Source organism: Phyllobacterium sp. A18/5-2 (genome assembly GCF_025452215.1).
Classification (GTDB): Bacteria; Pseudomonadota; Alphaproteobacteria; order Rhizobiales; family Rhizobiaceae; genus Phyllobacterium; species Phyllobacterium sophorae.
In genome coordinates this window covers 2,271,866-2,287,176 of the sequence record NZ_CP104966.1, presented here as the reverse complement: position 1 = coordinate 2,287,176, position 15,311 = coordinate 2,271,866, and the positions used below count along the sequence as shown (strand labels likewise).

9 protein-coding genes and 3 pseudogenes are annotated in these 15,311 nt (G+C 57.4%); 2 read left to right on the top strand and 10 right to left on the bottom strand.

Annotated features, from left to right (window positions below):
* Positions 1–30: 30 nt before the first annotated feature.
* The 3 genes and pseudogenes from N8E89_RS11365 to N8E89_RS11355 all read right to left on the bottom strand — a co-directional run bounded on the left by N8E89_RS11365 (position 31) and on the right by N8E89_RS11355 (position 2,461).
* On the bottom strand, positions 31–279 hold the full coding sequence (locus N8E89_RS11365) for a DUF4170 domain-containing protein (RefSeq protein ID WP_106664332.1): 249 nt from the start codon (positions 277–279) through the stop codon (positions 31–33).
* A 42-nt stretch (positions 280–321) separates the two neighbouring features.
* Complete coding sequence (locus N8E89_RS11360) at positions 322–1,131, bottom strand: 3'(2'),5'-bisphosphate nucleotidase CysQ (protein WP_106664333.1); 810 nt, start codon at positions 1,129–1,131, stop codon at positions 322–324.
* Positions 1,118–2,461: pseudogene (locus tag N8E89_RS11355) on the bottom strand (TldD/PmbA family protein). The gene N8E89_RS11360 and the pseudogene N8E89_RS11355 overlap by 14 nt, the downstream one beginning before the upstream one ends.
* A gap of 140 nt (positions 2,462–2,601) precedes the next feature.
* Here N8E89_RS11355 and N8E89_RS11350 point away from each other — a divergent pair.
* Positions 2,602–4,441 (top strand): annotated as a pseudogene (locus N8E89_RS11350) (monovalent cation:proton antiporter-2 (CPA2) family protein).
* A 6-nt stretch (positions 4,442–4,447) separates the two neighbouring features.
* Here the strand turns inward: N8E89_RS11350 and N8E89_RS11345 are convergent.
* The 5 genes and pseudogenes from N8E89_RS11345 to N8E89_RS11325 form a co-directional block, all read right to left on the bottom strand.
* Entirely contained in the window at positions 4,448–5,350 is a 903-nt protein-coding gene (locus N8E89_RS11345) for a patatin-like phospholipase family protein (RefSeq protein ID WP_106664336.1), read from the bottom strand.
* Between the two features lie 14 nt (positions 5,351–5,364).
* The gene (locus N8E89_RS11340) at positions 5,365–6,675 is read right to left on the bottom strand and encodes a M16 family metallopeptidase (RefSeq protein ID WP_106664337.1); all 1,311 of its coding nucleotides are present in this window, start codon (positions 6,673–6,675) and stop codon (positions 5,365–5,367) included.
* Entirely contained in the window at positions 6,672–8,150 is a 1,479-nt protein-coding gene (locus N8E89_RS11335) for a M16 family metallopeptidase (protein WP_106664338.1), read from the bottom strand. Before N8E89_RS11335 ends, N8E89_RS11340 begins: the two co-directional genes overlap by 4 nt.
* A gap of 47 nt (positions 8,151–8,197) precedes the next feature.
* Entirely contained in the window at positions 8,198–8,755 is a 558-nt protein-coding gene (rsmD, locus tag N8E89_RS11330; RefSeq protein ID WP_106664339.1) for a 16S rRNA (guanine(966)-N(2))-methyltransferase RsmD, read from the bottom strand.
* A gap of 12 nt (positions 8,756–8,767) precedes the next feature.
* Positions 8,768–10,697 (bottom strand): annotated as a pseudogene (locus N8E89_RS11325) (pseudouridine synthase).
* A 98-nt stretch (positions 10,698–10,795) separates the two neighbouring features.
* Between N8E89_RS11325 and N8E89_RS11320 the strand changes: the two are divergent.
* Positions 10,796–11,227 (top strand): nucleoside deaminase, encoded by a 432-nt coding sequence (locus tag N8E89_RS11320; protein WP_106664341.1) that lies wholly within the window; start codon positions 10,796–10,798, stop codon positions 11,225–11,227.
* Here the strand turns inward: N8E89_RS11320 and N8E89_RS11315 are convergent.
* Both N8E89_RS11315 and N8E89_RS11310 read right to left on the bottom strand, forming a co-directional pair.
* Positions 11,224–12,249: an Lnb N-terminal periplasmic domain-containing protein gene (locus N8E89_RS11315; RefSeq protein ID WP_106664342.1), complete on the bottom strand. Its 1,026-nt coding sequence runs from the start codon at positions 12,247–12,249 to the stop codon at positions 11,224–11,226. The two genes, N8E89_RS11320 and N8E89_RS11315, sit on opposite strands and share 4 nt — an antisense overlap.
* A gap of 69 nt (positions 12,250–12,318) precedes the next feature.
* Positions 12,319–15,138, bottom strand: a complete 2,820-nt coding sequence (locus N8E89_RS11310; protein ID WP_162707114.1) for an autotransporter outer membrane beta-barrel domain-containing protein — start codon at positions 15,136–15,138, stop codon at positions 12,319–12,321.
* Positions 15,139–15,311: the final 173 nt, after the last annotated feature.

The window sequence follows — 15,311 nt, the reverse complement described above, 5'->3', positions numbered from 1 at the left end:
CCGTTGTCAATTCGGGACCGCGACGCGCGATCAACCTGCCTTACCCGTATTGGGGTCCAGCAATTTGTGCATGTGGACGATGAAATAGCGCATATGGGCATTGTCGACGGTTTGCTGTGCCTTGGATTTCCATGCGCGCTGCGCGGTCTCGAAATTGGGATAGATGCCGACAATGTCAAGCTTGTCGAGATCGCGGAACTCAACGCCGCCCAATTTTTTCAGCTCGCCACCAAAAACCAGATGCAGCAGCTGTTTCGGCTCGGATGTGTTTTCGCTCATGGTTGCCCGTCCAAAAATTGATCGATGATGATTGTTGCTTGTTTAGCCGAAGGCGGTTTCTGCGACAACGTCCAACATGTTATCCATTAGTAGCCCGCTTGCTGCGACGAGCGCACCGTGGCGGTAATCACCGGTGCTGGTGTTGCGCAAGCCGTAAGTGAGCGCCTTGCCCTCGGCTGTCAAGACATTGCCACCCGCTTCCGAAAGGATGAGATCCGCCGCTGCCAAATCCCAGTCATGGGAATTGGGGCGCACGAACGTCCCGGCAATATCGCCCCGTGCCACCATTGCTATCCTGTATGCCAGAGAGGCTACGTAGGGAGCATGTTCCATCGATGCAAGGAAACGCTCCGGTAGCCGCTTCAGGAATGCGCCTGGTCCTGCAACCTTGAATGGCCTGGTTTCGGCCTGAACTCGAATGACATTGCCATTCTGCTGCGCGCCATGACCAGGCAGTGCGGTAATGATCTCGTTACGGGCGGGGCATTCAAGGACACCTGCGACAGGGCGGCCATTTTCGATGACTGCGACGCTGACGCACCAGACATCAGACCCCTCGATGAAAGCGCGAGTCCCGTCGATTGGATCGACGACAAAGAAACGCTGACGCTGTGACACCGCCCGCTCGTCGTGTGTTTCTTCCGATATCCAGCCGTAGTCGGGCCGGGCCGTCAGCAACATGTCCTTCAGGTATTTGTCCGCCGCCAGATCGGCTTCCGTGACTGGCGAGTTGCCGGTCTTCATCCAGATTTGCGGAGCCTGCTTGAAATAGGACAAGGCAATCTTGCCAGCCCCTTCCGCTGCCTCACGTATAAGCTCGAGATCGTCGCGATTTTGCTTATTTGCCGGCAAGTGTCATGCCTTCGATTACGAGGGTCGGGCTGGCCACGCCGAAATTGCGGTCGATGTCACTGGCTGCGGTAAGATTGAGGAACATCTCTTTCAAATTGGAAGCAATAGTAACTTCGCTCACCGGATAGGAGATCTCGCCGTTCTCAATCCAGAAACCCGATGCGCCGCGGCTATATTCGCCGGTAATCATATCGACACCATGGCCGAAAAGCTCTGTCACATAGAAGCCCGTGCCGACGGCGCGTATGAGCTCTCCCGGGTCCTGTTCACCTGGCTCGATGGCGAAATTTGTCGAAGACGGGACTACCGTGGAACCGGAACGGACGCCCCGGCCATTGGTCGTAAGCCCCAGTTCCTTTGCGGTCGATGTCGACAAGAACCAGTGCTTGAGAACACCATTTTCGATCATGTTCAACGGCACACCCTCCAGACCTTCGCCGTCAAAGGGTCGTGACGAAGGGCCCCGAACCCGCAAAGGATCGTCGGTGACGGTGATTGTTTCGCTCAGTATCTTTTCACCCATGCGATCCTTCAGGAAGCTGGTCTTGCGTGCCACCGATGCGCCATTGATTGCGCTGGCCAAATGGCCGGCCATGCCGCGCGCAACACGAGGATCATAGACCACGTTGACGCGGCCAGTCCTGGCTTGACGTGCGCCAAGCCGCTTGACCGCACGTTCCCCGGCCGAACGGCCGATGGCCGCAGCATCTTCAAGTGCATCGTAATATATTCGTGACGAAAAATCATAATCCCGTTCCATTGCCGTACCACTTCCGGCAATGGCGCTCACGGAACGAGAAAAGCGTGAACCCATATATTGTCCAGCAAACCCATCCGAGGTGACGAGTACGAGCCCCCCATGCCCGCGGATGCGGAGCCGCCACCCGAGTTGGTTACGCCTTCGACTGCGAGTGCCGCCGCTTCGGCGGCAAGGGCAACCTCAGTCAATTGCGCGGCATCGACGACCGTGGCATCGTAGAGGTCGAGATCGCGTATGTTGCGTACTAGATTTTCCCGTGCCGCCAAGCTCTCATAGGCGTCGTCCGGCGAGACTTTTGCCATGGCGACTGCACGCTCGGCGAGCACCTTTGGGTCAGCACCGGCATTCGCCGATATGCTTGCCACCTTACGGCCCACAAAGACCCGCAGAGAAAATTCGTCGCTTTCCGACGATCTCGGTGGACTCAACCTTTCCCAATCGAACGCTGACGCCGGAGGAACGCGACCGTACGACAACCGCATCGGCTGCATCCGCTCCCGCACGCCTGGCAGCTTCGACAAGCGCAGTGGCATTATCTACGAATTCGCGCGAATTTACAGGCTCTGTCATATTCGTCTCTAAGGTTGATTGCATGATAGGATGCAAGGACTTATCTGACACAGGTCAGACGCATACCTTCCTATATGGTGCAAATTGGGGTCTATCAAGGCAACCGAACGCAACAATCTCCCAGTCCGGATAACGAACCTATGCTTTCGCAAAGCGGCAACCTTTATTTTCAGGCATTGGCACTGCTTGCCGGCGCAATCATCGCGGCCCCGCTTTTCAAGCGGCTGGGGCTCGGAACAGTTCTTGGCTATCTCGCCGCGGGTCTGTTGATCGGGCCACTTGCCAATCTTATAACGGATGGCGAACAGGTCCTGCATTTTTCCGAACTCGGCGTCGTGTTCCTGCTTTTTGTAATCGGATTGGAGCTCAAGCCTTCCCGGTTATGGACACTTCGCCACGCGATTTTTGGGTTAGGAGCCGCACAGGTCATCGTCACGGGCGCTGCCTTGACGGCCGTGATCCTGGCATTCAATCTGATGATGTGGCAAGCGGCTGTCGTGACCGGCTTTGGTCTCGCCCTTTCCTCAACGGCATTCGCCATGCAGATTTTGGAAGAACGCGGCGAAACAGCAACGCAGCACGGCCAGACTTCGTTTGCCATCCTGCTGTTCCAGGATCTGGCAATCGTGCCACTCCTCGCAATGATTCCTGTTCTTGCGCCCGACTCGGCGCAGCACCAAGCCGATCCGCTTGGCCAATTTCTCATTGCGGTTATCTGCATTGGCGCGATCGTCGCTGTTGGCCGCTATCTGCTCAATCCACTTTTCCGCTTCATCGCCAATACCGGCGCGCGCGAGGTCATGATTGCGGCCGCACTTTTCGTCGTGATTGGCGCTGCTGTGCTGATGCAGTTCGCCGGTCTCTCCATGGCGATGGGCGCTTTCATTGCTGGCGTCCTTCTGGCGGAATCGTCCTATCGGCATGAACTCGAAGCCGATATCGAACCGTTTCGTGGTGTTTTTCTCGGCCTGTTCTTCATCGCCCTCGGGCTTTCGCTTGACCTTGAGGTAATTCTCAATAATTGGGTCGACATTCTTCTGGCCGTGCCGGTATTCATGGCCATCAAGGCGCTTCTCGTCTACGCACTGGCGCGGCTGTTTCGCTCCAGTCACAACGACGCCATCCGCATCGCCTTCTTCCTGCCGCAGGGTGGTGAGTTCGGTTTCGTATTGTTTTCGACAGCTGCAGCGGCGGGATTGATGAGCGGCTCCACTGCGTCCGAACTGATCGCCGTCGTAACACTGTCAATGGCCGTCATGCCGCTATCCGTTGCGCTCGGAAACAAGTTTCTGGTCAATCATGACACCGATGTTGAAATCGACGAGGATTTTGAAGGTGCTGGCTCCGACGTTATGATGATCGGATTCTCGCGTTACGGGCAGATCGCCGCGCAAATCCTTCTGGCAGGCGGTAGCGATGTGACCGTGATCGATGCTTCGGCCGATCGTATCCGGGCCGCGGGGCGATTCGGGTTCCGCATCTATTTCGGCGACGGTACGCGCAAGGAAGTGCTGGAAGCGGCGGGAATCAGACAGGCGAAAATCGTTGCGGTTTGCACGCACAAAAAGGAAACAACTGACCAGATCGTTGAAATGATCCAGGCGGAATATCCGGACATCAAACTTTTCGTGCGTTCCTATGATCGCGTCCACACACTGAAATTGCGGGCACGCGGCGTTCACTACGAGTTGCGTGAAACGTTCAGAATCCGGTCTGGTCTTTGGCCGCCGGACGCTGGAAGAGCTCGGAGTCAGCGAAGAGCTCGCTTACGAGATCATGCAGGACATCAGGCGTCGCGACGAGGACCGACTGCATATTCAGGCGTCGGAAGGCCTGACAGCCGGCAATGATCTGCTGTTGACTCGGCCTGTTACGCCTGAGCCTTTGATCAGGCCGACCCGTGAAGCCAAGCGTATCGATACGGTAAAAGACGAAGAAATGGATATTGCGGTCGAGGCCGATGCAACACCGGCTGAGTAAGTCCTTTCACTCGGGCTCCCGACGTTCGGCATAGGTGATGGCTGCATCAACGGCCCGCTTCAATTCGTCCTTGATGCCAGCAGAATCCCTCAGAACCTGTTCGACCCTCAGGAAATCGAGGACGCCAAACCGGGCAACGCTCGGACGCAGGAAAATCGCCGGAGGATCAGTGCGAAGCCGTGTTGCGATAATCGACTGCATCATCAATTGGCTGGCCCCGAACATCGCATCAATCGATGATGGGAACCTGCCAATATCCCCTTCTGGGCCGCCGACGACATCAATGGCAATGACAAACTGCGCCTTGTGCTTCAAGTGGTCGAAGGGAACGGGATTGTAGATGCCGCCGTCGATCAGAATTCGATCATCACGCCTGACGGGCCGGAACAATGCCGGTATGGCTGCCGAAGCGCCAATGGCGCTGAAGAGGTCGCCATTGGCGATTGGCACTTCGCGCTGCCCATAGAAATCTGTAGCGGTGACACTCAAGGGAATGCGTAGTTCTTCGAAGGTGTCGGGGATCCGGTCTGGAAGGAAGTTTCTCAGGACCCTTTCGATATTGAATTGGCCGAGCCGGATTCCCCCGCCGAACATTTCTCCGAAACTTGCTGGCCGCAGGCGCCACAACCGGGCAACAATTTCGGCGCGGCGCGACAGCGTGGCCACAGCATATTCATGGATATCGCGCCCGGACATGCCCGCCGCCATGCCGGCTCCCATGATTGCTCCAATGGAGGAGCCGGCGATTGCCACCGGGCGGATGCCAAGTTCATCCATTGCCTCAATGACATTTATATGTGCAAGGCCCCTCGCTCCCCCACCACCGAAAGCGATGGCGAAAGTGGGTTCTCCGGTTGCTCCGGCGTCTTCGGTTGATCCATTTCCCTCGGCCAGACCGCGTGCAACCATGACGTTTTACTCAATCAGGATTGCGGCGGTCCGACGATCAAAACGGCCGGATCTGTATCAAGAAGTTTCCTTGCCACTGTCTTCACCTCATCCAGCGTCACTGCGTTGATCAGGTCCGCGCGCTTGTCTATGTAGTCCCGTCCAAGGTTTTCATCCTGCAGGCCAAGCAGCGTGCTGGCAACTGCCGACGACGAGTCAAGATTGTTCACCGCATAGGAACCAACCAGATATTTCTTGGCCTCGACCAGTTCCTCTTCCGTGGGGCCGTCCTTTGCCATCTTGGCGATTTCCGTTTTCAGGATCTGCAGGGTTTCGTTGGCACGATCTGCCCTCGTGGCGGTCGATATCATGAGGGCCGCCATGTGGTCGCGATTGACCAGGTTTGAACCCGCCGAATAGGCAAGGCCGCGCTTTTCCCGTACTTCATTGTAGATGCGCGAAGAGAATGTGCCGCCGCCCAGAATGTGGTTCATGATGTAGGCAGGGAAGAAATCCGGATCCTGGCGGCGTATACCCGGATAGACCATGGAAATCGAAGTCTGCGGCAGAGCATAGTCGACGCGCGTCGTCTGACCAAAACCGAGTTTGGCGTCGCTTACCGGCTGGAGCTCGGCTTTCGCAGGCAGATCGCCGAAAACCTTGTCGAGAAGCGGGGCCAAATCTTCTGGACTGATCGAGCCGACCACGCCGACGATCAGGTTATCCCGCGCAAAGTTGCGCTTGTGGAAGGCAACCAGATCGTCACGGGTTATCGTGGTCAGACTCTGCTCCGTGCCGTCGGATTGGCGCGCATAGGGATGATCACCATAGAGGGCTTCGGCGAATTTGCGTCCGGCAATCGTATTCGGATCACGTTCGGATGCCTTTATCCCGGCAACCACCTGCTGGCGGATCCGATCGATGGGTGCCTGATCGAAACGAGGCTCGTTGACCGCAACTGCAAGAAGATCGACGGCGGTGTCACGTTTGTCAGCAAGCATGCGAATAGAGCCGGTGATGCGGTCATCATCGGCGTTGAATCCCATTTCAGTCCCGACGTCGTCGAGCTTCGCCTGAAACGTGTCCGAATCCAGATCTCCTGCGCCTTCATCAAAAAGCCCGGTCATCAAATTGGCGAGACCTTCCTTGCCTTTCGGATCTTGCGAAGAGCCCCCCTTGAACGAAAAGCGCATAGAGATCAGAGGCACGAAATCATCCTGCACCAGCCAGGCCCGGATGCCTTTGGGCGAGACGACTTCCTTGATTTCAACGGCGTGGCCCGGCGAAACTGCAAAAAGCATCAACAACAGCGTGGCAGCAAGTCGCCTAAACATTGGTGCGGTCATTGAACGACTCCCTGCGCCGGCGGTTCCGGCAATTGTGTTTCTCCGGCCGCAGGTGTCTCTGCCTCAACCTTCTGGTCAGGCTTGCCTTCCTCGGGCATCAGATAGCTGGTGACTGAGCGGCCATCGACGAGATAGCGCTTCGCAACATCCTGAATGTCCTGAACTTTCACCGCGCGGATCCGGTCCGGCCATTCCTGGATGTCCTTTATGGTTTGCCCGGTAGAGAGCGTGGAACCATAGATACGGGCCATACTCGACTGGCTGTCACGGGCAAAGATCATGCTCTTGAGAAAGCGGTTGCGTGCCTTTTCAAGTTCGTCAGCAGTAATGCCGTCCTTGATGATTCTGGCGATTTGCGCGTCGATGCCGGCCTCGACATCAGTTAGCGTGGCGGAACCGCGCGGGGAACCATAGATACCGAAACTTCCGTCATCAAGCGATCCGCCCTGATAATAGGCACCGGCGCTGGCGGCGAATCCATCCTGTACGACCAGCGCCTGATAGATCCGGCTGCGAGACGAACCGCCGAGCACCTCACTCAAGAGATCAAGCGCCTCTGCTTCGCCAGGTCTTGCACTCGTATAGGACGGCACGAGCCACATTTTCTGGAAACTGGGCTGCGACACGCGCGGATCGGCCATGGAAACCGTCCGTTTGGTGTTCTGTTCCGGCTCTTGCGGACGCACGCGCGCGCCGGGATCCGCCCGGCGCGGTACCTTGCCATAGGTCTTTTCCGTCAGAGCCTTGACCGTATCAAGATCGACGTCACCCGAGACAACCAACGTGGCATTGTTGGGCGTATAGTATTTTTCATAGAATGCCAGCGCATCCTTGAGGTTGAGTTGCTCCATTTCATGCAGCCAACCAATCACTGGCATCCTGTAAGGGTGGTTCTGATAAAGCGTTGCATTGACCTCTTCCGCGAGAAGGGCTCCCGGATCGCCATCTATGCGCGAGCGGCGTTCCTCCAGCACGACATCGCGCTCCGTCTTGACCACGTCCTCATTGAGTATGAGGTTTTCCATGCGGTCCGCCTCATAGGTCATGACCATTTCAAGCGCTTGCGGCGCGACCTGCTGGTAGAACGCGGTGTAGTCATAGGAAGTGAACGCATTTTCCTGACCACCGATCTCGGCAACCTTGCGCGAGAATTCCCCGGCGGGATAGGTCTTGGTGGCCTTGAACATCAGGTGTTCGAAAAAATGGGCAATGCCGGACTTGCCCGGTTCCTCATCCGCGGATCCGACATGATACCATAGCATATGCGTGACCACCGGCGCGCGATGATCGGGGATCACCACGACTTCAAGGCCATTTTCCAAACGAAAAGATGAAACGTCGTCCTCATCAGCCTTGTCGGCTGTTACCGGCGCTGTGGCTAATGTTTCTGCTCTTGCCGCAAGAAAGGAAGCCGGGGCTGTAAGGGCGCCGATCAAGACAAATGCCGCAATCGCGCGGCTCGGAGCAAAGGACATTCAGATCTATCCAGTTCTGTTTCAGGATGACGATACAATCGCGGTCTTTACGACTTCAATGTGACAAGCCTTATAACCGTTCCGCCGTAGGGACGCTCCTCAACAATGCGGAATCGCGGATCGAGATCGACCATCGCCTCGGCCTCTTCTTCAAGCACCAGAAGTGTGTCGGGATTGAGCCAGCCGCCGTCAAGCGCGGATTTGAATGCCATTTCGCCAAAGCCCCTGCCATAGGGCGGATCGGCGAAAACCAGATCAAACGGCTCAATGGTTCCCGCATCTCCAAGCTTGGTCGCGTCGCGACGGAAAATCTTGGTGTTGCCGAGCAGGCCAAATGTTTCGACATTGGTGCGGATCAGCCCACGCCCTTCTGTCGATTCCTCGATGAAAACGCCATAGCGTGCACCGCGTGACAGGGCTTCAAGACCAAGCGCACCCGTCCCGGCGAAAAGATCGAGAACGCGAGTCGATTCAAATTTTTCCGGATAATTGTGTACCAGAATGTTGAAGAGGCTTTCACGCGTCCGGTCGGTCGTCGGCCGGATCGCGTTGGAGCCTGGCGTCGCCAAAGCGCGCCCGCGAAATTTTCCGCCGACAATCCGCATCAGAGCATGCCCTTAAGATTTAGGCTTGTTGCCGCGTGGCGGGCGACCCGCACCACCGCCGGAGCCACCACGTGGTGAGCCGCTACGAGGTGCTGCACTTTTCGGGCCACCATAAGGCCGGTCGCCGCCCTTGCCATCCTGACGGCCAGGAGCACGCGTCGGCTTGCCGCTGGCGCCGTAGGGACGTTCTGAACGGTTTGGCCGCTCAGACTGGGCTGGTTTGTCGCCCCGAGCTTCGCGCTCTTTCAATTCGGCACGTTCTCTCTTGCCTACGCGTGGCGGGCGAGCGGGACGCGTGTCTTCGCGTGTACCTTCGGGTCGGTTCGATCCGAAAGCCCGCTTCGGACGCTCTGCCCCGTCATCATCACCGCGCGGCGGGCGCGGAGAATAGCTGCGCGGCTTGTCGCCGCCGGCAAATCCACCGGCAGGACGGTCCGTTCTTGGCCTGTCGCGATCTTCCCGGGGGCGATCCCCGGCCGAGCGTTCACTGGGAGAACGGGCTGGGCGCGCCGCGCCTTCACCGAAACGCTTTGGCTTGTCGGGACTCGCGCCCTCCGAACGATTGCGCTGGTTACGCGATTCCACAGCTTTGGCACGCGCCGCACCCATGGGACGGGCGCCGGGCGCCATCCAAACATTGGCCGAGCGGGATTTACGCGGAGCAAGTGCCTCGTCCTCCTTGCGCTCGCGATCCGCTTTCGATGCGACGCCGCCGCGTGGCTTTTGTTCACCGTCGCGGGGTGGCCGGGCTGGCCGCTCGTCGCGAGCTCCCCTTGCTGGCCGGTCATCACGGCTCGCGCGCGGTGCTGCCGGTCGGTCCGTAGGGGCCGTCGTCCAGCGCGAAAGATTCTCTTCCCGCTGTTCATCTTTGGATTTGCGCGGCGGGCGCTTCTTAGCCACAGGCGCGCTTGAAATCCATTCGGACGAGCGGCGCACAGGACGTTCGCGTGCTTCTGCAGATGGCTGCTGCACGGCCTCGCCTTTCACAGCTTCGTTTGAAAACACATTGATGATCGGTGCATCGAAATCCGCACCCGACTCTTCGATCAGCCGTTCGCCGAGCTGGTCGCGCAAGGTGCGACCGTTCATTTCCCGTACGGAGCCTTCCGGAAGGTCGCCAAGCTGGAACGGCCCATAGGATATGCGGATCAGGCGATTGACCGAAAGTCCAAGTGCGCCGAGCACATTTTTGACTTCCCGGTTCTTGCCCTCGCGCAGCCCAACCATGATCCAGACATTCGAGCCTTGTTCGCGCTCCAGCCGCCGCTTCGATTGCGCCGTAGAAGACGCCATCGACAGCGATGCCGTCTTTTAATGTATCGAGCTTTTCCTGGGTGACGCTGCCATGCGCGCGAACGCGGTAACGGCGGAGCCAGCCGGTGGAAGGCAACTCCAGCGCGCGGGAAAGTCCCCCATCATTGGTCAGAAGCAAAAGGCCCTCAGTATTAATATCGAGGCGGCCAACGGACAGAACGCGCGGCATATCCTTGGGCAACGATTCAAAGACCGTCTGGCGCCCTTCCGGGTCGCGGTTCGTCGTCACCAAGCCCGCAGGCTTATGATAGAGCCACAGCCGGGTACGCTCCTTTTCCGGCAGCGGCTTGCCATCCACTTCGATGCGATCGGTGCGCAGAACATTGATGGCGGGGCTTTCCAACCGCTTGCCATTTACGGAGACACGGCCGGCGGCAATCATGGTTTCGGCCTCGCGCCGCGAAGCTATGCCGGCACGGGCCAGACGCTTGGCAATTCGCTCACCTTCTTCGACAGGTGCTTGGTCATGCGATGTGCGTGCTACAAAACCGCGCTTTGCGGGAGCTGCATCATCGAACTTGCGTGGCCCCTTGGAACCGAAATGGCTGCCGCCGCCGTCCTTCTTGTCGAAGCTGCGCTTTTCAAAGGGGCGTTTCCCGCCCTTTTTGTCGTCATTTGAACTTGTCATGGAATGTTTGCCTTTCAGCAGGGCTCACTACCAGCTATGACGTGCTCTTGCGAGTAAATTCTGGACAATGAGACGGCGTGAACCAAAAAACTGACCCAATGAGTGTGGCTTTGACTGAAGCGCATGGCGCCGCAGCGCGTGGCGAAGTGCCCATCGGTGCCGCTCTGGTCAAGGATGGAACCATCCTTGCCAGCGCGGGAAACCGTACGCGCGAGTTGAACGATCCCACCGCTCATGCGGAAATTATTGTTATTCGCGAAGCCTGCCAGATTCTCGACAATGAACGCCTTACCGGGTGCGATCTCTATGTGACGCTCGAGCCATGCACCATGTGTGCCGCCGCGATCTCGTTCGCCCGCATCAGGCGGCTCTACTACGGCGCGCAAGATATCAAGGGCGGCGGGGTGGAAAACGGGGCTCGGTTTTACGCGCAGCCCACCTGTCTGCATGCGCCGGAAGTCTATTCCGGATTCAAGGAGCAGGAGGCGGAAGTCATTCTCAAGGAATTCTTCCGCACCAAAAGACTCTAGTTTTCAACGCGGATTTTCGCAGAGAAATCCGGATCATTATCGGCATCCAGGGCGCGCTGGTTGATCAGGGCTGATTTGATCACCTCGACCAGCGGCCGCTGCCGGTCGATGGCGCCAAGGTCGTAAAGGTAGCCCGGCAGATAGCCCGACAGGACAATACGATAGTCGAGCGGAATATCCGGCGTTATCGCACGCACCATGTCGAAAATTACGCTCGTGCAGTTGGCCGTTATCGTGTTGTAGAATTTTGCAGTCGTGGCCAGTTGGTTGGCATTGTTGAGGTAGGACAGAAACAGCGCCTGGCGGGTCTCCGGCTTGAGGTTGATGCGGTAGCGATAGACGTCTTCCTTGCGGATATTGGTGCGCAGGCGAACGATGTCGCGCTCGTCGGCAGCGATCATGGCCAGTTCGAACTCCTTGAAGAAACCACCAATTTCCGAAAATTGCTCGTGCCGTTCCTTGCGGATTTCCGCCGAAAAAACAACGTGATCGCCATTGTTGAAGCCGAAGCTGACCAATGTATGGGCAATGGCAGGATTGGACCAATAGGACAGAAACACATCGACCGATGCCAGATCCTGAAGATCATAGGTACGGACCTCCCAGCGCGGCGTGAAATCCGCCGGCGTCCGCCATTCGAAATTGCGCACATTGGACAACGTCACATAGTTGCCGTTGAGCGTACCGGTCACGGTCTGCGCTACATCTTCAGCCCAGATACGGTTCAGGGACGGCGTGATCGTACTCCACCAGTATCCAAGGCCAATCATCAATGGGATCAAGACGATCAGCGCACGGCGCGGGCGTCCCTTGAATTCAAGCCACAGCACCGCGAAGCCGGCAGCTGCCCAGAGAATAAGACAGCCAATATTTCCGGCAACACCAAATGGCAATTGGTACCAGAGCGCAAATCCGCCCCAGAGGAAACCAAACAACGTCAGCAGGACAAGCAGGATCAGTCCAAGAAAGCGCAGGATGAACAATTGTTGCGGTCCTCGATTGGAAGGATGGAAGCGACGCATTATCCTTATAGAGGAAAACAATGGACCGAGGCATCTGTCCGTTCAATTTTTTGGACGAGGTGGTTCAGACTAGAATCGTACGGTCAGATCGGCCCGCACGCCATGGTCCTGAACCTCGCTGGCAACCTGTCCCTGGTAGTACAGGCTGAAGGTTGTAGCCGATGCGAGATCGACATCGAATCCCACTTCGAGCAGCGCCGCATCGCGCGCTATCGGGAGTCCAGAAATTTCGAACGCATTCATTCCCGTAAAAGCAAGGCGCGATAGCGGTGTGATATCGCCATAAGCATGGCGCCAACCAATCATACCGCGCATCGTCGCTTCCATCGACCCTATTGGCAGCTGCGTCGATGCACGCAGCCCGAGCGTGCTGAATGTTATGTCGGTGTTTGAGGAGCTGGCCGAAAGTACGGCAGAGCCGCCCTCTTCAGCAAAGCCGTCGAGGTGGAGATTGGCATAGGACAGATTGGCGAAAGGTTCGAGGTCGACACTCCCGGCCTTGATCCGATAGCCCAATTCGCCGAAAATCTGGGCCGTTCCGCCATCATAGTCTGCCGTTAGACGCTCCCGCGATCCCGTGAACTGAACCAACCGATCAGTGCTGATATCGTGCCACGTATAGCCTGCGCCGGACCGCAGACTTAGCGCGCCGAATTCTGCGCCACCGTAGATGCCAAGATGGATACTATCGATCGAGGAGGAGGCATCAAGGCTGGTTTCATCGATACTGGCGTAACTATAGCCTGCGAGAATACCTAGCCGCCCATTATCCCCGATGGGAGCGTCGCCGCCGATCAGAAGACCGCCCAGGGATCGGTCCACACCTGGTACATTATCGTTGCTGTCCCAGTCTGCCCATGAACCGAAGCCCTGTCCCCATACAGCAAACTGATCAGTTGCTACGGCATCGGGTTCGGTGCCGGCCGGACCGTAAGCCAGTATTGGTATTGCCGGCGCGGCAACACCACCGAACGCGGCACGCAGCCGATTATTCTCGGCATCCCTGATGAACCGGCTGTCATCGAGCAGCACACTTGTTATGGAGACATGGATCTCGCCCGGAAGCTGGGCAATAGTCAAAGGCGCAGTTGCAGCATCGAGTCCCAACATGTTCTGGACCAGAGGATGATCCCCAGCCGGATTGTTCGCGATAAAATCGTCAATGGACTGCGCGGCATTCCGCTGATTGGGCGTTTCCGCCAGATCCGAAATGGCAATATTGTTGCGGCGCAAAGTCAGCATGACGTTGTTCGGGTCATAGGTCAGCGTGGGATCAAGGAATTGTAGATTGGACGAGACATCCGTGAACCGAGTGCCATTCAAACCCCCCATAGCGGAAAGAATGGTGTAGTCCGTCTGAAAGCGCCATTTTCCTGTTGACGCGATGACATCAACATGTCCGGCGAGGGCGGCAACTCCGGAGACGAGTGTCTTGTCGTTGCTGCCAGCCGGATCGACCTCCACGCGATAGACCGATCCTTGATTGGACGTGAGATCGCCATTAACGCTGATTGTGCCGATGGAGTTGCCCGGCGAGAGCACACCGCCATCGCCGATCGCCGTGGAGCCTAGTGTGCCGTTGCCGCCCAGCAAGGTGCCAGCGCCAATATCGATCACCCCGCCAAGCGTACCGTTGACGATGAGTTGGCCACCCATGACATGGGTGCTACCGGTAAAGCCACCGCTGTTGCCGGTCAGGATTGTCCTGCCGGAGGCCATATTCAACGTTCCGGCACCGCTCATACCAGGCGAGAACACGTACGAGATCTGATTGTGATTGAAATTGATCGCGCCGGTGCCTTGCCCGAAGGCGATGGTATCAGCCTGCAAGGTGCCACCTTCGAGATTGATGGTACCGTTTGCAGCCTGTTGCAGGGCGATACCGATCGATCCGCTGCTTACCACAGCGCCTTCGCCGACCGTCAACGTCCCATTGCCCCGCGAACCGACGTTGAGCACATCGCCGGCCGCAAGGATCGAACCGCTTCCGGTTACGACAACAGTGCCGGTTCCTGCCCCCGGGAGGATGCTCTGAGAGGCAAGACCTTCTCCCCCGCCGATTTCCGTGATTCCGGCACTGCGGACGGAACCACCATTCGCCACAGTCATGGAGCCTGTGCCACCCAGCCCCACAAACAGGTTCTGGCCTGTATCCAGCAGCGCATCTGTCCCTTGAACGGTGACTGTCCCATCACCTCCTGCCAGCCTTCCGATTGCAACTGCAACGGAACTTTGAACGGTACCGCCGGCGGCGATCCCCAACGTGCCGGTTCCGCCTTGCCCAACCAACAGGCGTTCGCCGGGGGCCCAGAATGAATCCGTTCCTGCAACGCGAACGACGCCTATGCCGCCCGGACTGAGCCCTATCGCCGATCGGGGAACAGAGCCATCAATGGCGATACCGTCATTGACCACCCTGGCACCATTCTCGATTGTCAACGAGCCTGTCCCGCTTTCGCCGACGACAAGAAGATTCCCAAAATTGAAAGTGGAACCCTCTCCCGTCACAATGACATCGCCGACGCTTCCGGAGAATACGCCGATGCGGGAATGTTTGAATGACCCGGTGGGATTGTCCGTTCCCAGGAAGACAATACCACCATTGCTGATGGATAACGCGCCCTGTTGCGACGCTCCTACGTAAAGGACATATCCGGCATTCCATGGGTTCGGTTTGACGCCCACGCCGGCATCAGGGTCGGTAAGCACGTCGCCGCTGACCACAACCTCTTGCGCAATGGCGTTATCCCGCACCTCCGCGAGGCCGATAGTGAGCAGGATAAGAAGCAGGTATTTTTTCCAAATACCCCTATTGATCTTGTCCGCCAGTGATCGCGTCACCGGAACAGAAACCACATCAAAACCGCCACCATGGTGAATTTCGCTCATCTTTGCCTTGGCAGTGAAAAACAGCCAATGCCAGAGAACAGAGCGCCCCCAATTCAAGCATGGGGATAATACTATAGTATTAGTGTCATCACAATCTATGCATTTTGATGTAGTTGGTTGTACTTCTGCAATAGCAGCAAGCCTGCCACGCGACCTGCATATCCGGGCACATA

Coding starts and splice junctions, on each gene's coding strand:
- N8E89_RS11315 (WP_106664342.1), bottom strand. CDS start 12,249: ATGCGTCGCTTCCATCCTTCCAATCGAGGACCGCAACAATTGTTCATC.
- N8E89_RS11340 (WP_106664337.1), bottom strand. CDS start 6,675: ATGACCGCACCAATGTTTAGGCGACTTGCTGCCACGCTGTTGTTGATG.
- rsmD (WP_106664339.1), bottom strand. CDS start 8,755: ATGCGGATTGTCGGCGGAAAATTTCGCGGGCGCGCTTTGGCGACGCCA.
- N8E89_RS11310 (WP_162707114.1), bottom strand. CDS start 15,138: ATGAGCGAAATTCACCATGGTGGCGGTTTTGATGTGGTTTCTGTTCCG.
- N8E89_RS11365 (WP_106664332.1), bottom strand. CDS start 279: ATGAGCGAAAACACATCCGAGCCGAAACAGCTGCTGCATCTGGTTTTT.
- N8E89_RS11320 (WP_106664341.1), top strand. CDS start 10,796: ATGAGTGTGGCTTTGACTGAAGCGCATGGCGCCGCAGCGCGTGGCGAA.
- N8E89_RS11335 (WP_106664338.1), bottom strand. CDS start 8,150: ATGTCCTTTGCTCCGAGCCGCGCGATTGCGGCATTTGTCTTGATCGGC.
- N8E89_RS11345 (WP_106664336.1), bottom strand. CDS start 5,350: ATGGTTGCACGCGGTCTGGCCGAGGGAAATGGATCAACCGAAGACGCC.